Raw genomic sequence first — 18,946 nt, 5'->3', positions numbered from 1 at the left:
CGTTGCAGGCCACAATTCTGATCGTGGAAGATGAAAAAGAGATCCGCCGTTTTGTCCGTCAGGCGCTGGAGGGTGAAGGTTGCCGCGTATTCGAGGCAGAGACGCTGCAACGCGGCCTGCTTGAAGCGGCAACGCGTAAACCCGATCTGGTGATCCTCGATCTCGGCCTGCCCGATGGGAACGGCATCGACTATATCCGTGATTTACGCCAATGGAGCGGCATGCCGGTTATTGTGCTTTCCGCCCGGACCGACGAGCAGGACAAAATCGATGCACTTGATGTCGGCGCCGATGACTACCTGACCAAACCGTTTGGCATTGGTGAATTGCTGGCCAGAGTGCGGGTTTCATTACGTCGTCACGGCAGTGATCAACAGGAAACGCCGCTCGTCAGTTTCGGCAATGTGACGGTTGATCTGCTTAATCATTTGGTCAGCCGGGACGGACAGACGTTGCACCTGACGCCCCTTGAGTTCCGGCTGCTGGCGACGCTGGTATCCAATCCCGGCAAGGTGCTGACGCAACGCCAGTTACTCAGTCAGGTGTGGGGCCCCAATGCGGTCGAACACAGCCATTATCTGCGAATTTACATGGGACATCTGCGTCAGAAATTAGAAAGCGATCCGTCGCGGCCACAGCATCTGCTCACCGAAACCGCCATCGGCTACCGGTTTATGCCATAAGGTGTTTTACGCCATCTCCGCCCCGACTCTGGCGATCGGCCGCCACAGGGCGTAACATTTCCGTTTTATGCGTCACAACGTTACTGACCTCTTTTTTTATTACTTACAGGGATATGTCGTCATGAGCAGTTGGTTGATCTATGCATTGCTTTCCGCGCTTTGTGCCTCGCTGGTCGCACTGTTTGGCAAAATTGGCCTGCAAAACCTTGACGCCAATACCGCGACGGCGATCCGTGCCGTCGTCATGGCGCTCTTTCTTATCGGTGTCGTGGTTGCACAGGGAAAAACCGCGCTGGTTGGCGACATTCTCGCCAATAAAAAAGCGCTGCTGTTTATTCTGCTGAGCGGCGTGGCAGGCGCAATGTCATGGCTGTTTTACTTTATGGCGCTGAAACATGGGAACGTCGCCCAGGTTGCGCCTATCGATAAACTCAGCGTTGTGTTTGCCGTTGTTCTGGCGGTACTGCTGCTGGGGGAAAAGATTTCGCTGCTGGCCGGCGCAGGCGTGGCCCTGATTTCGGCGGGGGCGTTAATGGTGGCGCTGGGATAAAAAATCGCCGGGTGCCATTTCAAACCTCGCTTGCGACGGCTCGTGGTAAAAAAGGCGCTGAGGCGCTGTAAACAGCGCCTGCGTTTGACTTATTTGGCATTCGCCAGCACCGTACTGACAATCTCTACCGCCTCTTTCTCTATACGCTCCCGATGTTCCGCACCGAGGAAGCTCTCGCAGTAGATTTTGTAGGCTTCTTCCGTACCGGAAGGACGCGCCGCAAACCAGCCGTTATCGGTCATCACTTTCAAACCGCCGATAGACGCGCCATTGCCCGGCGCCGTCGTCAGGCGAGCGGTAATCGCATCTCCCGCCAGCGTGCTCGCCGAAACCTGTTGTGGCGATAACCTGGACAACGCCGCCTTCTGAGCATGCGTCGCCGGCGCCTGAATACGATTATAGCTCGGCGCGCCAAAACGCTGCGCCAGATGGTCATAATGTTGCTGTGGGTTTTTACCCGTCACCGCAGTAATTTCCGCCGCCAGCAGGCACATGATGATCCCATCTTTATCCGTTGACCAGGGCGTACCGTCAAAACGCAGGAACGAGGCGCCCGCGCTCTCTTCACCGCCGAAGCCAAAGCTGCCGTCAAACAGGCCGTCGACAAACCACTTAAAACCGACCGGCACTTCCACCAGCTTACGCCCCAGATCGGCCACCACCCGGTCGATCATGGCGCTGGAAACCAGCGTTTTCCCGACGGCGACAGCGTCGCCCCACTGCGGACGATGCCGGAACAGGTAGTCGATGGATACCGCCAGATAGTGATTCGGGTTCATCAACCCCGCAGGCGTCACGATGCCATGGCGGTCGTAGTCAGGATCGTTGGCGAAGGCAAGATCAAACTTATCACGTAGCGCCAATAGCCCGGCCATCGCCGATACCGACGAGCAATCCATGCGAATCACGCCGTCGTGATCCAGCGTCATGAAGCGGAACGTCTGATCGACGGCATCGTTCACCAGCGCCAGATCCAGCTTGTAATACTCGGCAATACGCTGCCAGTAGGCGATACCGGAACCGCCCAGCGGATCAACGCCCAGCTTCAGGCCGGCACGTTGAATAGCAGCCATATCCACCACGCTGGTCAGCCCTTCCACATACGGCTGTACCAAATCCTGTTCGTGCAGGTAGCCGCTTTTCCACGCCTGATCCAGCGTAATGCGTTTTACTTCCCGCAGCGCATCAGCCAACAGCGCGTTCGCACGCTTTTCAATCACGCTGGTAAGATTGGTATCCGCAGGGCCGCCGTTTGGCGGGTTGTATTTAATCCCGCCGTCCTCCGGCGGGTTGTGAGACGGCGTAATGACGATACCGTCAGCCAATGCGCCTCCCTGATGGTTGTGCACCAGAATTGCATTGGAAACGGCAGGCGTCGGCGTAAAACCGTTGTCTTGCTGAACAATCACATCCACGCCGTTGGCCGCCAGCACTTCCAACACCGAAATAAATGCGGGCTCTGACAAGGCATGGGTGTCTTTGCCGACATAGCACGGGCCGCTGACGCCCTGCTTTTTGCGCTCTTCCGCAATCGCCTGCGCTATCGCCAGAATATGCGCTTCATTAAAACTGTGACGCTCTGCACTGCCACGGTGACCGGACGTACCGAATTTCACCGCGTGTGCGGCATTCCCGACGTCCGGCCGCAAAACATAATATTGTGACGTTAACTGCGCCACATTGATTAAATCGCTTTGCAGGGTGGGTTTCCCTGCTCTGGGGTGATTAGCCATTGGCATTTCTCCCTGACGCTATCAAATTAAAGGTTAGATAGTACCGCAAACTTTCTCTGTCAGTTCGGCTGGGAACTGCATTGTCAACATGATGTGCTCAATCATGCCGCGTTTACGACCGGTATTGGTATTGGTAATAACCCAGTATGGCGTACCCGGAATATGCCTGGGTTTCGTGTGCGTGCCATGCTGAAGTAAGGTTTGCTGATCGCCAGCAAAGTACACCCGCGTGCGGCCGTGAAGTGATTCCGTCGCTGCCGCAAACGCCTGCGGCGACAAGGTATACAGCGTGGACAGTACCAGCATAAAGCGATTGATGGCTTTGTTCTGTTCAGCGTATTCGTCCGACAGCAGCAGCTCACGCAGCATACGGACCCGATCGCTCGGCCCCGGCGCCGAGAGCGGCTTAGCACTGGCTATCGGCTCTCGCGCCTGCGGCGAGACAACCTGGCCGGCGGTAAATTTCAACATACGCCGTAAAATATCCGATGCGCTCTCGCCAATATGCTGTGTGTGGCTGGCGATATAACGATAAAGCTCTTCGTCGACCTCAATAGTTTTCATCTTTATCCAGTACTGTTTTATTATCCAAATCAATCGTCAAGGAGTATACAAGCGATTAAACGCTCTCGAACAGCGACATAGCGCGGACAATGCGAAAAGTCGGACTATGCCCCAATATCCCGGCATCTGCTCAAGTGGTCATACCTGTTTCTCCGGCGACAGCATTACGTCGTAAAGTCATGATACCCTAAGCGTCTGTCTCTCTGAATGAACTTCACCATGAAATTGAATTATCGCAGATATTATGCTCATCAGCCGCAGGGCAAGCTACCCGTGATCCTTATTCACGGCCTGTTTGGTAATCTGGATAATCTTGGGATAGTGGGCCGGGAACTGCAAAATCAGCATGAGATACTACAAATCGATTTACGCAATCACGGTCTGTCGCCACGTTCGCCACAGATGACCTACCCGGCCATGGCGCAGGATGTTTCGACGCTAATGGATGAATTAAACATAGAACGGGCTGCCGTTATCGGCCATTCCATGGGCGGAAAAGTCGCCATGTCGCTCACGGCGCTGATCCCTGAGCGATTGGAAAAACTGGTGGTGATTGATATCGCGCCGGTGGGCTATCAGGTACGCAGGCACGATGCGATTTTCTCCGCGCTCAGCGCGGTCACCGAGGCGGGGATCACCTCACGTTCAGACGCCGCCGGATTGATGCGCCAGTTCATTAAAGAAGAAGGCGTGATTCAGTTTCTGCTGAAATCTTTCCATCAAGGCGAATGGCGTTTTAATGTGCCGGTATTGCGGGAACAGTATGAAAATATCGTCGGTTGGCAGGCCATCCCCGCGTGGCAGGGACCCATTCTGTTTATTCGTGGTGAAAACTCGCCGTATCTGGACGATATCCACCGTGATGCCTTGTTGAGCCAGTTCCCGGCCGCCCGCGCTCATGTGATCGGCGGCGCTGGTCACTGGGTTCATTCAGAGAAACCGAATGCTGTTTTGCGGGCCATTCATCGTTTTCTGGATGCCGGTTAACCAGGCTCGCAAACGGCCTAAGTTATCCGTTGTCGCCGTCAGTACCGCTAGGGTATGATGGCGCCCGCAGTAGAGGGATGGCTGATAAGCCACAAGCATTGTAACCACATCATCAAAATGCACGCGTTATATATCCGTAGATTTCATCATGCAGGCAAGCCGGTTCAACTGCCTGATGAGAGGTAAAGGAAATAAGGATGTGCGCGTTTTGGTCCGAATACCTTGCACTATCACTACTTATGGCAAAAGAACAAACGGATCGCACCACGCTGGATCTGTTCGCAGATGAGCGCCGCCCAGGTCGCCCGAAAACCAACCCGCTTTCACGTGATGAACAGCTAAGAATCAACAAGCGCAACCAACTGCGGCGCGATAAAGTTCGCGGGTTGCGGCGTATTGAATTAAAAATCAATAGCGAGGCGGTGGATATACTAAATAGCCTGGCAGAACAACAGAATATCAGCCGTAGCGAACTGATTGAGCAAATACTGCTGGCTCAGTTGGCCGGACAAACCTCTCAAGATAGCGATGTCTAAGGTTTGTGTGGCGTCATCCCTGACACCGATAAAGATCAGGATCAGAATTTTTCCCAATTATCCTTGCCAGGCGGCAGCGCTTTCCTGGCAGGCGCAGCAGCGACGGCCCGGGGCGCCTGCGCTGATTTTGCCGCGACCTGCGGTTGTGAATGCTGCTCGGACAACTGGAATAAAGAAACCGTCTGGTTGAGCAACGCAGCCTGCTCCTCAAGCGACCGTGCGGCAGCCGAAGCCTGTTCCACCAACGCCGCATTCTGCTGAGTAACGCTATCCATCTCCGCGACGGCCTGACCAACCTGCGCAATCCCTTTGCTCTGTTCTTCCGAAGCGGAGGCGATTTCGCCCATGATATCCGTTACGTTTGTAACCGCCCGCACGATTTCATTCATGGTGCTACCGGCATCTTCAACCAGATTTGAGCCGGTATCCACACAGCGTACCGATTCGGCGATCAACCCTTCAATTTCTTTCGCGGCTTGCGCGCTGCGTTGCGCCAGGCTACGAACCTCCCCTGCGACCACGGCGAAGCCACGACCTTGCTCACCGGCCCGTGCCGCCTCTACCGCGGCGTTAAGCGCCAGAATGTTGGTCTGGAAGGCAATACCGTTAATCACGGTGGTGATTTCTGCAATCTTTCTTGAACTGCCAGAGATTTCCGCCATGGTTTTCACCACATTTTCAACGATACCACCGCCTTTCTTCGCAGTTGTGGAAGCTTGCAGCGCCAACTGGCTGGCATGACTGGCGTTTTCCGCGTTCTGCTTCACCGTTGCCGTCAATTGTTCCATGCTGGCCGCGGTTTCTTCCAGTGCGGAAGCCTGTTGTTCCGTGCGTGATGACAAATCATTATTGCCAGCGGCAATTTCCGACGCCCCCTGATAAATAGAATCCGTACTGCCTCGGATAATGCTGACAGTATTTGCTAAACTGGCTTGCATTTCGCGCAGTAGCGGGAACAATCTGCCAACGCAATTACGGCTAAAATCAACAATCGGTTTACCCAGTTGGCCCGAGGCAATCACGCCGAAATGATCGCGCAGAACATTCAAAGGACGCACCAGACAGACCACCAGATAACGGTCAGTCAGAAACAGTAGCACCAGACCGATGATCAACCCCGCCAGCAAAATAACCTGGCCGATGAAGGTGATTTCCTCAAAACGAACACCTGCGGCAGCAAACTTTTCTGAGCCGGCTTTATTAAAGGCGCTCAGCGATGCCCCAAACTTACGGCTTAATGGCGGTACACCATCTCTGGCCAGATTTTGATAATCATCCAGCATATTTCCAGCAGCTTTTTGATACAACGGTTCAATGCCCTGAACAATCAGGTCATTCCAGTCGCGGCTGACCGCCTGGACCAGTTCATCATCCAGTCCTGCATGGTCGATGGTATTGAATGTCGCCAAATCCGATTTCAACGTGTTAAGGGCCGCCAATGCCGAAGCCTGCTCCTGCTCCGCCGTCGTATTGTCGCCGCTGCGCCGGGCATCAACGGATCGGGCCAAACGCGTTACCATACGGAAATATTGATCATTCCCCTGATTCACAAAGTTCATGTTCTGCACCAGCAGAGTGCTGGTCTTGGATGTCGTTGTCATCTCTTTAAAAGAGAACATGGTATATATCGACACGCCTCCCCACAGCACGCAAAAGGTGCCCAGCACCCACAGCATTGCCGTTCTAATGGTAATGTTCTTTATAGAACTCATAGCTCACTCCAACTCTAGGCGGTAAAATATAATAAGGATGGTTTTTATCGTTGTTCGACATACAGAGTCTGGAAAATTCATACTACGAAATATGCCTTTTCTCTCCGGCACCCGAATTTCACGATATTAAACCCAACAGGATCACGCTATTAATCGACAAAATTCAGAGAATATTTATAGCTGGATATATCTTTTCGACGACTGTTTTTCCATTCCGTGAACAATCTCATAGTTTTATATGAATTAAGCTATTTATCTGATTGAGTTATACCAAAAACCGTTTACTGACCATCAACATTTAAGTGCCCGCTTCGTTCAAGAGTAGTGAAAACCGCGCCGCGGGGTAACCGGGCATCCCGCCTTGTACCGGAACGTCCTACGCGTTCTCACTATTCTGGAGAATTCGATATTTTACCGTGAGTTTTCTCCAAGAATTGAGTATGTTAATACGCTGGCAATACGATATTTATTGTAACACTTAATTACCCTACTAATTATTTCTTGCCAAAACCGACACTAACGAAATTTCTTAAAATTTATCAGCTTTTTAATTTATCTGCTAAGTGAGTTAGCATTATAAAGAGTAAAACAATGCAGCTTCATTACATTTGACACACTTTCACATAAACAAAAGTTCATTTTTAAAAGGGCTACCAATTTGAATGTTTCTTTTCCGCAAAATATAAGGGAATGGAGGATATCAAGATATGGCCAGGAAGAGCGTGACATGACCAAATGAAATCGGTATCACTTCTTCAGAACTCAGCCATTCTTTCATTGATTCCATCAAGAGCATCCGTTCCTGCGGTTATGAATGATGACAAAGCAAAATACATTGTCCAATTGAGTTATCCTTACCGATACGAGTTTCTCATGCAGGTAGTGTCTGTTATCATGAGCCGATAAGTCGATGAGGTATGGCATCATATCATTAAGAATCAAGAGGTTATCTAATTCATGGCACTGATAGGAATTTTCTTTGGCAGTGATACTGGCAATACGGAAAACATTGCCAAGACGATCCAACAGCAACTGGGCGCCGGTGTTGCTGAAGTTCATGACATCGCCAAAAGCAGTAAAGAAGACCTTGAGGCTTTCGATATTCTACTCCTGGGTATCCCCACCTGGTACTACGGTGAAGCCCAATGCGACTGGGATGACTTTTTCCCCACGCTGGAGGAGATCGATTTCACGGGCAAACTGGTTGCCCTGTTTGGCTGTGGCGATCAGGAAGATTATGCGGAATATTTCTGCGATGCCATGGGGACTATCCGCGATATTATTGAGCCGCGCGGAGCAACCATTGTCGGCCACTGGCCAACAGAAGGGTACTACTTTGAAGCCTCCAAAGGCTTGGCTGATGATGACCATTTCATCGGCTTGGCTATCGACGAAGATCGTCAACCTGAGTTGACCAACGATCGCGTCTCTGCCTGGGTAAAACAGATCAGTGAAGAGCTGAGTCTGAAAGATCTGGTCAGTTAATGAGGCTTTTGGCTCTGATACCCTGATCAGAGCCAAATTGATAGGAAAAACCTTTTATAATGATTGACACATTTTTTTAACTTCCCTTCATTAACCTGTACAATATACCCATCGGTTTTGTACGTGTATAAATATTTCCCCATTTATCAACAATACATTGCGTTGAATGTCTATAGTATAGATAGGGATAATATTGTTAACATTCCATTGTTTTCATTTTGAATGCACGGTTCTATAATGAGGCACTATTCTATCTTTTGAGCTCTATCTTTTGAGCCGACCGATGTCATAGGCTAGATGCTAGATAGCCTCCATTGATAAGTAAGCAACAGGACTAAATCCGCATGACTGACAATAATTCCGCATTAAAGAAGGCCGGCCTGAAAGTGACTCTTCCAAGACTGAAAATTTTGGAAGTACTACAGGACCCTGAGTGCCACCACGTCAGTGCGGAAGATTTATATAAAAAACTGATTGATATGGGCGAAGAGATTGGTCTGGCGACTGTCTACCGTGTACTGAATCAGTTTGATGACGCAGGCATTGTAACCCGACATAACTTTGAAGGTGGCAAGTCAGTTTTTGAACTGACCCAACAACATCATCATGACCATCTGATTTGCCTGGATTGCGGCAGAGTCATTGAATTTCGTGATGAATACATTGAAGGGCGCCAGCGCGAAATCGCTGAAAGACACAGCATCAAGCTGACTAACCATAGTCTGTATCTATATGGGCATTGCAGTAACGGGGATTGCCGTGAAAACGAAACCCTGCACGACGCAAAAAGATAAATCTACCGCATATAATAAAACCGCCGCGGCGGTTTTATTTTTTACCTCATCTGACCAATCTACCCGGCGTTAGCCAACCCAAGTATCCCGCAAGCCTACCGTACGGTTGAACACCAGATGCCCAGCACGAGAGTAAACGCGATCTGCGCAGAAATAACCTTCTCGTTCAAACTGATAGGCTTTTTCGGCTTCAGCCTGCGCCAGACTTGCTTCAACAAAACCGTGAACGACTTTCAGTGAATCCGGGTTAATGGTGGACAGAAAATCATCCGCCGCTGCCGGGTTCGCGACGCTGAACAGACGATCGTACAGGCGAAATTCCGCTGGCAGCGCGTGTGCGGCCGACACCCAGTGAATAACCCCTTTCACTTTGCGACCATCTGACGGATCTTTGCTTAGCGTTTCAGGATCGTAACGGCAATAAATGGCCGTGATCGTGCCCTGCTCGTCTTTCTCAATATGATCGGCCCTGACCACGTAAGCGTTACGCAGACGAACTTCTTTGCCCAGCACCAGACGCTTGTACTGCTTGTTGGCTTCTTCACGAAAGTCAGCGCGATCAATATAAACCTCACGGCTGAACGCCACCTGGCGCGTGCCCATCTCCGGTTTGTTCGGATGATTCGGCATGATGACCCACTCTTCATGGTCTGAAGGCACATTTTCGATAATCAGTTTCACCGGTTCCAGAACTGCCATAGCACGCGGTGCATTTTCGTTCAGGTCGTCACGGATACAGGATTCCAGCGCCACCATTTCGACAATGTTGTCCTGCTTGGTGACGCCAATACGCGCACAAAACTCGCGGATAGACGCGGCGCTATAGCCGCGACGACGTAAACCGGAAATGGTCGGCATTCGCGGATCATCCCATCCCTCGACAATCTTTTCCTCGACCAGTTGATTGAGCTTACGCTTAGACATGATGGCATATTCAAGATTCAGACGAGAAAACTCATACTGACGCGGATGGCAGGGAACGGTGATGTTGTCCAGAACCCAGTCATACAAACGGCGGTTATCCTGAAACTCCAACGTACACAAGGAGTGGGTCACCCCCTCCAGCGCATCGGAAATGCAGTGGGTAAAGTCATACATCGGGTAGATGCACCACTTATTACCGGTCTGGTGATGCTCAGCAAACTTGATACGGTAGAGAACCGGATCGCGCATCACGATAAACGACGATGCCATATCAATTTTAGCGCGCAGACAGGCGGTTCCTTCGGCAAAACCCCCGTTACGCATTTTTTCAAACAGCTCCAGGTTCTCCTGTACGGTACGGTCACGATAAGGGCTATTTTTACCCGGCGACGTCAGCGATCCACGGTATTCACGAATCTGCTCCGGCGTCAGTTCATCAACATACGCCAACCCTTTGCTGATCAACTCAACCGCATACAGATGCAGTTGATCGAAATAATCGGAAGAATAGCGAACATCACCGCTCCATGAAAAACCCAACCATGTTACGTCACGTTTGATTGACTCGACGTATTCAATATCTTCTTTTACCGGGTTGGTATCGTCAAAACGCAGATTACACTGCCCCTGGTAGTCACGGGCAATACCAAAGTTCAGGCAGATAGACTTCGCATGCCCGATATGCAGATAACCATTAGGCTCCGGTGGAAAGCGCGTCTGAATGCGATCGTGCTTACCGGATGCCAAATCTTCATCAATAATCTGGCGAATAAAGTTAGTTGGGCGGGCTTCAGCCTCACTCATTCTCGATTCCTCAATGCTAAAACGACCTATAACCGTTAATGATCCAACAAGCTACGCCTGGAAACAACCGTTAGTTTCATTAAATTATCAATGATGAAAAAAAAGGGTGAGACAGTGATCTCACCCCGCATATTTAACCGATATGACGCTACTGAATATAACGGACCGCCATTCACATGGCGCCAAATGGCGTCACTCTTGACTGATTTTCTTCAGCGCGGAAGCGATGGATTCTGCCTGCGTCCCCACCACAATCTGGACGCTCTGCTTATTGAGACGGACAACGCCCGCCGCGCCGAGCCGTTTGACCTGAGCTTCATCAACCAGGCCGGAATCCGCGACATTCAGACGCAAACGCGTAATACAGGCATCAATTCCAACCAGATTATCTTTGCCGCCAAGCGCCTGCAAGTAGCCACGCGCCAGTTGATGGCTGTCTTTGGCCGTGGGTGCCGCTGACGCCGTATTGACAATATCTCCATCGGCCTCGCTACCCGTGACGGACAGTTCACGCCCCGGCGTCAGTAGGTTGAAACGGGTGATGGTAAAACGGAATACCAGATAGTAAATCACGAAGAACGCCAGCCCTTGCGGTATCAGCATATACCAGTGCGTTGCCAGCGGGTTGCGCGATGACAGTATCATATCCACCAGTCCGGCGCTAAAGCCAAAACCTGCTATCCAATGCATGCTGGCCGCAATGAAAACCGAAATCCCGGTGAGCAGCGCGTGGAGGAAATACAGCACCGGCGTGACAAACATAAATGAAAACTCAAGCGGTTCGGTGATCCCGGTGAAGAAGGAAGCAAATGCGGCCGCGATCATAATCCCGGCGACTTTACTCTTATTCTCAGGGCGCGCGCAGTGATAGATGGCTAACGCGGCGCCGGGCAGACCAAACATCATGATCGGGAAGAACCCGGCCTGATATCGTCCGGTAATTCCAATAACCGCTTTACCGGCGTCGATAGACTGTTGTCCAGCCAGGAAATTCGGAATGTCGTTAATCCCGGCCACGTCAAACCAGAATACCGAGTTCAGCGCATGGTGCAGACCGACAGGAATCAACAAGCGGTTGAAGAACGCATAGACACCAGCGCCAATCGAACCTAATTGCTGAATGTTCTCGCCAAAAGCCACCAGCGCATTATAGATGATCGGCCAAGCGTACATTAAAATGAACGCCACCACAATCATCAGGAATGAGGTAAGAATTGGAACCAGACGACGCCCGCTGAAGAATGACAAGGCTTTTGGCAATTCCACCTGACTAAAGCGGTTATACAGTTCCGCAGAAATAACCCCGACCAGAATACCGATGAACTGATTTTCAATTTTCCCGAAAGCCGCAGGCACCTGATCGACCGGGATCTTCTGAATCATAGACACTGCCGCGGGTGAGCAGAGCGTGGTCAGCACCAGAAAGCCGACAAAACCGGTTAGTGCGGCGGCGCCATCTTTATCCTTTGACATGCCATACGCGACACCCACGGCAAACAGCACCGCCATATGCTCAATAATGGCTGCGCCTGATTTGATAAACAGAGCCGCCAGCGCGTTTTCACTTCCCCAACCGACCGGATCAATCCAGTAGCCGACGCCCATCAGGATGGCGGCGGCAGGCAGCGTAGCGACAGGCACCATCAGTGCCCGCCCAACCTTCTGTAAATAGTTAAGAATACTCACCTTTCCCTCTCTTCCCCTGTGGGGCAAACAATACCGCCAGTTAAACTTGCTCACTGCCCAGAAAAACCATGAGGCGTGGTTTTGGCATGGAGTGTAAGAAAAATATTTCGCAACGCAAATTAAACCCAAGCATTATGTGATAGCAATCGCTAAAAAATCGCATATAAAAAGTTTATACCTGAATAAAACACCCACTTATTTTAAGATAAAAAAAAACAAGGTACACTGAGGTCCGGTTTTAAACTCGGTACTGAAACGCGCTGACAGCGCGATTTCGCCTAATACTTATTTTAGTCCTGTCGCTATCAAGGCGCGGTATGGCGGCAACGGAACCCACTCACAGAAACCTGGATAACCTGAAGACAGGGAGGGACGAGAAATGCCCGCACAACCGCGAATTGTAGATGACGTAACCGCTTATTAAGTTAACCAGGAGAGCACTGATGAGACTCATCCCCTTAAATACGGCTGCTGACGTTGGCAAATGGGCCGCACATTATATCGTCCAGAAAATTAACGATTTTAGCCCCAGCGTCAACCGCCCCTTTATTCTCGGTCTCCCAACAGGCAGCTCGCCGCTGGAAGCCTACAAAGCACTCATAGTCATGCATCAAGCCGGTCTGGTGAGTTTCAAACACGTTGTGACGTTCAATATGGATGAGTATGTCGGCCTGCCCGCCAATCATCCTGAAAGCTATCATACCTTCATGTATCAGAATTTTTTCAATCACATTGATATTTCGCAGGAAAATATTAACCTGTTGAACGGTAACGCAAAGGATATCGCGGCAGAGTGTCGCCGCTATGAAGATAAAATCAAATTCTATGGCAAGATCCACCTGTTTATGGGGGGAGTGGGCAACGATGGACACATTGCTTTCAATGAACCCGCCTCATCTTTAGCCTCCAGAACGCGTATCAAAACCCTGACGGAAGAAACACGCATTGCCAACTCTCGTTTTTTTGGCGGTGACGTGAGTCTGGTGCCGAAATATGCCCTTACCGTAGGCGTAGGAACGTTGCTGGACGCCGAAGAAGTGATGATTCTGGTCACCGGCCGCAATAAAGCACAGGCATTACGGGCGGCGGTGGAAGGAAATGTAAACCACATGTGGACAATCAGTTGTCTACAGCTTCATGCTAAAGCGCTGATGGTTTGCGATGAACCCTCCACCATGGAACTGAAGGTCAAAACCGTTAAATATTTCCGAGAGTTAGAAGCGGAAAATATGAAAAATCTTTAATCTGTAGCCGGGAGTTGATGATGTTTGCTTTAACAAATGGCCGGATTTTTACCGGTCGCCAGGTGCTTGATAATCATGCCGTCGTGATTGCCAACGGTCTGATAGAGCGTGTCTGCCACGTTGACACGCTTCCCGCCGATCTGGAAAAGCATGACTTGGGCGGTGCGTCGATTGCCCCTGGATTTATCGACCTGCAACTCAATGGCTGCGGCGGCGTCCAGTTTAATGACTCACTGGAATCCATTTCCATCAAAACGTTGGAGATAATGCAGCAGGCCAATCAGAAATCAGGCTGCACCAGCTTTTTACCGACGCTTATCACTTCCAGCGATGCGTTTATAAAGCATGCCGTCGGCGTCATGCGGGCCTATCTCGCGAAAAACCGTCATCAGGCGCTGGGGTTGCATCTTGAGGGTCCCTGGCTGAATATCATCAAAAAAGGCACGCACGATCCCGCCTTTATTCGTCAGCCGGGGAAAGAACTGGTTGATTTCGTGTGTCAAAACGCAGATGTCATCACAAAAATCACGCTGGCGCCGGAAAAAGTCAAATCATCGATCATCCGTCAGCTTACGGATGCGGGGATTGTGGTTTCAGCAGGGCATTCCAACGCGACCTGGGAACAGGCCAAACAAGGATTTGCCGCAGGTATCACCCTTGCCACACACCTATTTAACGCCATGCCTTGCCTGACGGGGCGTGAGCCGGGTCTGGTCGGCGCCATCTACGATGCGCCAGAAGTCTATTGCGGTATTATCGCTGATGGTTTACACGTTGACTGGGCAAACATCCGTAACAGTAAACGGATCAAAGGTGACAAACTGGTGCTGGTCACTGACGCCACGGCACCCGCCGGCGCGGACATCGAGCAGTTCATTTTTGCTGGTAAAACCATATACTACCGCGACGGGTGGTGTGTGGATGATAACGGCACCTTAAGCGGCTCCGCCCTCACAATGATTGAGGCCGTACGCAACAGTGTGGAACATGCCTGTATTCCGCTGGATGAAGCCATCCGCATGGCAACGCTCTACCCTGCCCGGGCTATCGGCGTGGACAAGCAGTTAGGCAGTATTGAAGGTGGTAAAGTTGCTAATTTGACAGTGTTCAATCGTGATTACCATATTCTCAATACCTTTGTTAACGGTGACGATATGTTGGCGCTAACAAAGCCCTGATTACAAGCGAGTAACTTTTTCATGACCACAGGCGGACAGGCGCAGATAGGCAATATTGATCTCGTTAAACAGTTGAACAGCGCGGTCGTATACCGTCTGATTGACCAGCATGGTCCCATCTCACGGATACAGATTGCAGAACAAAGCCAGCTTGCCCCCGCCAGCGTCACAAAAATTACCCGTCAGCTTCTGGAACGCGGGTTGATTAAAGAAGTAGACCAACAGGCTTCCACGGGCGGCAGACGCGCCATATCGATTGTCACCGAAACCCGTCCTTTCCACTCTATCGCCGTCAGGCTCGGCCGCCACGATGCCACCATCGCGCTGTACGACCTGCAAGGAAAATCGCTGGAGGAAGAACACTATAATCTGCCGGAAAACACGCAGGAAACGCTGGAAACCGCGTTGTTCAAAGCTATCGACTACTTTATCGACAGCCGCCAGCGCCGAATCCGCGAACTGATCGCCATTTCCATTGCATTACCGGGACTGGTTGATCCGAATGCGGGCATTATTCGTTACATGCCGCATATCAACGTCAACAACTGGCCGCTGGTCGAAAACCTGCAACGTCATTTCCACGTCACCAGCTTTGTCGGACACGATATTCGCAGTCTGGCGCTGGCGGAACATTACTTCGGCGTCACTCACGATTCGCTGGACTCCATTCTGGTGCGCGTTCACCGCGGAACCGGGGCGGGTATTCTGGTCAACGGACAAATCTTTCTCGGCAATAACAGTAACGTTGGGGAAATCGGCCATATCCAGATTGATCCGCTCGGGGAACGCTGTCACTGCGGTAATTTCGGTTGTCTGGAAACGGTTGTCTCCAATGCGGCAATTGAGCAACGGATACAGCGCTTATTGCAACAAGGCTATCCAAGCAAAATTTCCCCCGACAACTGCACCATGACAACCATCTGCAAAGCCGCTAATCGGGGCGATACGCTGGCCGAGGAAGTTATCGAACATGCCGGACACTACTTGGGCAAAGCGGTTTCCATCGCCATCAATTTGTTCAACCCGCAAAAAGTCGTGATTGCCGGTGAAATCACGGAAGCTGAAAAAATCTTGCTGCCTGCCATACAGCGTTGCATCAACACGCAGGTATTAAAAGATTTCCGTATCAACCTGCCGGTTGAAGTGTCCACCCTGAATCATCTCTCAGCGATTGGCGCCTTTGCGCTGGTAAAACGCGCGATGCTGAAGGGTATTTTGCTGCAACATCTGCTTGAAAATCACTGATTATCCAATTTGTCGCGCTATGCCGGATTATGTAATCCCTAAAAATTCGTTTATTCCACTGAATTAATTTATCGATTATTCATCAAATAATAGAATAAATTATCGAAACAACATTAAGATGGCTTTTTTCATTATGTAATATTGAATTATAGTGGCATTTTGATGCTAAATCATCGCTACTAACACAGCATCCGTAATCGTGATGCGGAAACACGAAATGCCTTGTTCGCCACGTGAACCGCATCTGGCTAATCTGAAAACAATGCTTCACTTGGCGATACAAGTGAACTGAGGGAGTCATTTATGTGTTCTATTTTCGGTGTGCTCGATCTTAAAACCGATCCTGTTGAACTGCGTAAAAAAGCGCTGGAATCATCGCGTCTAATGCGCCACCGCGGTCCTGACTGGTCCGGCGTTTATGCTGGCGACAAAGCGATTCTGGCTCATGAGCGCCTGTCTATCGTTGACGTAAATACCGGTGCTCAACCGCTGTACAACGCTGCGCACACCCACATTCTGGCCGTTAACGGCGAAATTTATAACCATCAGGCATTGCGCCAGCAATACGGTGACCGCTACGCGTTCCAGACCGGTTCCGACTGTGAGGTGATTCTGGCGTTATATCAGGAAAAAGGCCCTGAATTCCTGGACGATCTGCGTGGTATGTTTGCTTTCGTCCTCTATGACAGCGAGAAAGACGCTTACCTGATTGGCCGTGACCACTTGGGGATCATCCCGCTGTACATGGGTTATGACGAACACGGCAACTTCTATGTCGCTTCTGAAATGAAAGCGCTGGTTCCGGTATGCCGCACCATTAAAGAATTCCCGGCGGGAAGCTATCTGTGGAGCCAAGACGGAGAAATCCGCGAATACTATCGCCGCGACTGGTTCGATTACGAAAACGTCAAAGACAACGAAACCGACGCTGAAGCGCTGCGTGACGCGCTGGAAGAATCCGTGAAAAGCCACCTGATGTCTGACGTCCCTTACGGCGTGCTGCTGTCTGGCGGTCTGGATTCTTCCATCATCTCCGCCATTACGAAAAAATACGCCGCTCGCCGCGTCGAAGACGATGAACGTAGCGAAGCCTGGTGGCCGCAATTGCACTCTTTCGCGGTCGGTCTGGAAGGTTCCCCAGACTTGAAAGCCGCTCAGGAAGTGGCCGAACATCTGGGTACGGTTCACCACGAAATCCACTTCACCGTACAAGAAGGTCTGGATGCCATTCGTGACGTGATTTATCACATCGAAACCTATGACGTAACGACCATTCGCGCCTCAACGCCAATGTATTTGATGTCCCGTAAGATCAAAGCAATGGGCATTAAAATGGTGCTGTCGGGCGAAGGGTCTGATGAAGTGTTCGGCGGCTACCTGTATTTCCACAAAGCGCCAAACGCCAAAGAACTGCACGAAGAAACCGTGCGCAAATTACTGGCCCTGCATCAGTATGACTGCGCCCGCGCCAACAAAGCGATGTCAGCCTGGGGAGTGGAAGCTCGCGTACCGTTCCTGGATAAAAGCTTCCTGGATGTGGCCATGCGCATCAACCCACGCGATAAAATGTGCGGCAACGGCAAAATGGAAAAACACATTCTGCGCGAATGTTTCGAATCCTATCTTCCGCATAGCGTCGCATGGCGTCAAAAAGAGCAGTTCTCTGACGGCGTGGGCTACAGTTGGATTGACACACTGAAAGAAGTTGCCGCGCAGCAGGTTACCGATCAGCAACTGGAAACCGCACACTTCCGTTTCCCATACAACACGCCGAACTCCAAAGAAGGCTATCTGTATCGAGAAATCTTTGAAGAATTGTTCCCGGTTCCAAGTGCGGCTGAATGTGTTCCAGGGGGCCCGTCAGTAGCCTGTTCGTCCGCTAAAGCCATTGAGTGGGATGAGTCCTTCCAAAAGATGGATGATCCCTCGGGCCGGGCCGTTGGCGTACACCAGTCCGCCTATAAATAATCTGATTATTTGCCCTACAAAACGGGTCGTTAGCGGCCCGTTTTTTCTATTCAATTTATCGGTAAAACCTGCTTGTTGACGCTTTTCTCACCATACTGTTCACAACCCAAACAAACGGTACAAGGTATGCACTTTTCGGGAAAAAATTTGTTGACGCAATTAGGTCAACTACGCATAATGCGCCCCGCAACGCCGATGAAGGTGACGCGGAAAAGATGGCTACGTAGCTCAGCTGGTTAGAGCACAGCACTCATAATGCTGGGGTCACAGGTTCGATTCCCGTCGTAGCCACCATCTTTTTTGCGGGAGTGGCGAAATTGGTAGACGCACCAGATTTAGGTTCTGGCGCCGCAAGGTGTGCGAGTTCAAGTCTCGCCTCCCGCACCATTACTTTCACGGTTTGACATCGCTTTTTGAAGCTTGATAGTGTTTTGTTATTGATGGGGTATCGCCAAGCGGTAAGGCACCGGTTTTTGATACCGGCATTCCCTGGTTCGAATCCAGGTACCCCAGCCATATTCAATTTGCATTGCTGGAAAATCGCTGTCCTTTTGGGGTATCGCCAAGCGGTAAGGCACTGGTTTTTGATACCAGCATTCCCTGGTTCGAATCCAGGTACCCCAGCCATCATCATTGATGTTTAAGGTTTTTGAAGCATAGCAAAAAGAGCAGTAAGATTTGGCTACGTAGCTCAGCTGGTTAGAGCACAGCACTCATAATGCTGGGGTCACAGGTTCGATTCCCGTCGTAGCCACCACATTTTTGGGGTATCGCCAAGCGGTAAGGCACCGGATTCTGATTCCGGCATTCCGAGGTTCGAATCCTCGTACCCCAGCCAAATAAAGAAGCCCGC

General features: G+C 50.8%; 15 protein-coding genes and 6 tRNA genes. 16 read left to right on the top strand and 5 right to left on the bottom strand.

What is annotated here, in order from left to right; translation table 11 throughout:
- Positions 1–2: 2 nt before the first annotated feature.
- The gene (gene kdpE, locus EH207_RS05475) at positions 3–683 is read left to right on the top strand and encodes a two-component system response regulator KdpE (protein WP_137713076.1); all 681 of its coding nucleotides are present in this window, start codon (positions 3–5) and stop codon (positions 681–683) included.
- A gap of 121 nt (positions 684–804) precedes the next feature.
- Positions 805–1,233: an EamA family transporter gene (locus EH207_RS05470; protein WP_137713075.1), complete on the top strand. Its 429-nt coding sequence runs from the start codon at positions 805–807 to the stop codon at positions 1,231–1,233.
- 89 nt (positions 1,234–1,322) lie between these two features.
- Here the strand turns inward: EH207_RS05470 and pgm are convergent, their stop codons facing one another.
- Together pgm and seqA are read right to left on the bottom strand one after the other, a co-directional pair.
- The gene (gene pgm / locus EH207_RS05465) at positions 1,323–2,966 is read right to left on the bottom strand and encodes a phosphoglucomutase (alpha-D-glucose-1,6-bisphosphate-dependent) (protein WP_137713074.1); all 1,644 of its coding nucleotides are present in this window, start codon (positions 2,964–2,966) and stop codon (positions 1,323–1,325) included.
- A gap of 33 nt (positions 2,967–2,999) precedes the next feature.
- A complete protein-coding gene (seqA, locus tag EH207_RS05460; protein WP_137713073.1) occupies positions 3,000–3,530 on the bottom strand; it encodes a replication initiation negative regulator SeqA in 531 nt (176 codons plus the stop codon).
- Positions 3,531–3,749: 219 nt separating this feature from the next.
- Between seqA and ybfF the strand changes: the two genes are divergently transcribed.
- Both ybfF and ybfE read left to right on the top strand, forming a co-directional pair.
- The gene (ybfF, locus tag EH207_RS05455; protein WP_137713072.1) at positions 3,750–4,517 is read left to right on the top strand and encodes an esterase; all 768 of its coding nucleotides are present in this window, start codon (positions 3,750–3,752) and stop codon (positions 4,515–4,517) included.
- A 239-nt stretch (positions 4,518–4,756) separates the two neighbouring features.
- The gene (gene ybfE / locus EH207_RS05450) at positions 4,757–5,053 is read left to right on the top strand and encodes a LexA regulated protein (RefSeq protein ID WP_137715275.1); all 297 of its coding nucleotides are present in this window, start codon (positions 4,757–4,759) and stop codon (positions 5,051–5,053) included.
- Positions 5,054–5,094: 41 nt separating this feature from the next.
- Here the strand turns inward: ybfE and EH207_RS05445 are convergent, their stop codons facing one another.
- Complete coding sequence (locus tag EH207_RS05445; protein ID WP_137713071.1) at positions 5,095–6,765, bottom strand: methyl-accepting chemotaxis protein; 1,671 nt, start codon at positions 6,763–6,765, stop codon at positions 5,095–5,097.
- Positions 6,766–7,722: 957 nt separating this feature from the next.
- Between EH207_RS05445 and fldA the strand changes: the two genes are divergently transcribed.
- Positions 7,723–8,250: a flavodoxin FldA gene (gene fldA, locus EH207_RS05440; RefSeq protein WP_137713070.1), complete on the top strand. Its 528-nt coding sequence runs from the start codon at positions 7,723–7,725 to the stop codon at positions 8,248–8,250.
- Between the two features lie 344 nt (positions 8,251–8,594).
- Entirely contained in the window at positions 8,595–9,044 is a 450-nt protein-coding gene (gene fur / locus EH207_RS05435; RefSeq protein ID WP_137713069.1) for a ferric iron uptake transcriptional regulator, read from the top strand.
- Between the two features lie 69 nt (positions 9,045–9,113).
- On the opposite strand, the gene glnS is transcribed toward fur, so the two are convergent.
- On the bottom strand, positions 9,114–10,772 hold the full coding sequence (glnS, locus tag EH207_RS05430; protein WP_137713068.1) for a glutamine--tRNA ligase: 1,659 nt from the start codon (positions 10,770–10,772) through the stop codon (positions 9,114–9,116).
- 192 nt (positions 10,773–10,964) lie between these two features.
- Positions 10,965–12,458 carry an N-acetylglucosamine-specific PTS transporter subunit IIBC gene (gene nagE, locus EH207_RS05425; RefSeq protein WP_137713067.1) on the bottom strand — a complete coding sequence of 498 codons (1,494 nt, stop codon included), beginning with the start codon at positions 12,456–12,458 and terminating at the stop codon, positions 10,965–10,967.
- Positions 12,459–12,901: 443 nt separating this feature from the next.
- Here nagE and nagB point away from each other — a divergent pair, with 443 nt between their 5' ends.
- From nagB to EH207_RS05375, 10 genes are all read left to right on the top strand, one after another.
- Complete coding sequence (nagB, locus tag EH207_RS05420) at positions 12,902–13,702, top strand: glucosamine-6-phosphate deaminase (protein WP_137713066.1); 801 nt, start codon at positions 12,902–12,904, stop codon at positions 13,700–13,702.
- 20 nt (positions 13,703–13,722) lie between these two features.
- Entirely contained in the window at positions 13,723–14,880 is a 1,158-nt protein-coding gene (nagA, locus tag EH207_RS05415) for an N-acetylglucosamine-6-phosphate deacetylase (protein WP_137713065.1), read from the top strand.
- A 21-nt stretch (positions 14,881–14,901) separates the two neighbouring features.
- Positions 14,902–16,125, top strand: coding sequence for a DNA-binding transcriptional regulator NagC (nagC, locus tag EH207_RS05410; protein WP_137713064.1), 1,224 nt, complete (start codon positions 14,902–14,904; stop codon positions 16,123–16,125).
- A gap of 303 nt (positions 16,126–16,428) precedes the next feature.
- The gene (gene asnB, locus EH207_RS05405) at positions 16,429–18,093 is read left to right on the top strand and encodes an asparagine synthase B (protein WP_137713063.1); all 1,665 of its coding nucleotides are present in this window, start codon (positions 16,429–16,431) and stop codon (positions 18,091–18,093) included.
- A 217-nt stretch (positions 18,094–18,310) separates the two neighbouring features.
- Positions 18,311–18,387, top strand: a tRNA-Met gene (locus EH207_RS05400).
- Between the two features lie 8 nt (positions 18,388–18,395).
- Positions 18,396–18,480 (top strand) — tRNA-Leu (locus EH207_RS05395).
- A 54-nt stretch (positions 18,481–18,534) separates the two neighbouring features.
- Positions 18,535–18,609, top strand: a tRNA-Gln gene (locus tag EH207_RS05390).
- Between the two features lie 36 nt (positions 18,610–18,645).
- A tRNA-Gln gene (locus tag EH207_RS05385) sits at positions 18,646–18,720 on the top strand.
- Positions 18,721–18,773: 53 nt separating this feature from the next.
- Positions 18,774–18,850, top strand: a tRNA-Met gene (locus EH207_RS05380).
- Positions 18,851–18,856: 6 nt separating this feature from the next.
- A tRNA-Gln gene (locus tag EH207_RS05375) sits at positions 18,857–18,931 on the top strand.
- Positions 18,932–18,946 lie beyond the last annotated feature (15 nt).

This window comes from Brenneria rubrifaciens (genome assembly GCF_005484945.1).
GTDB lineage: Bacteria > Pseudomonadota > Gammaproteobacteria > Enterobacterales > Enterobacteriaceae > Brenneria > Brenneria rubrifaciens.
Note: the sequence above shows the minus strand (reverse complement) of the source record. Positions and strands in the feature narration are given on the sequence as shown.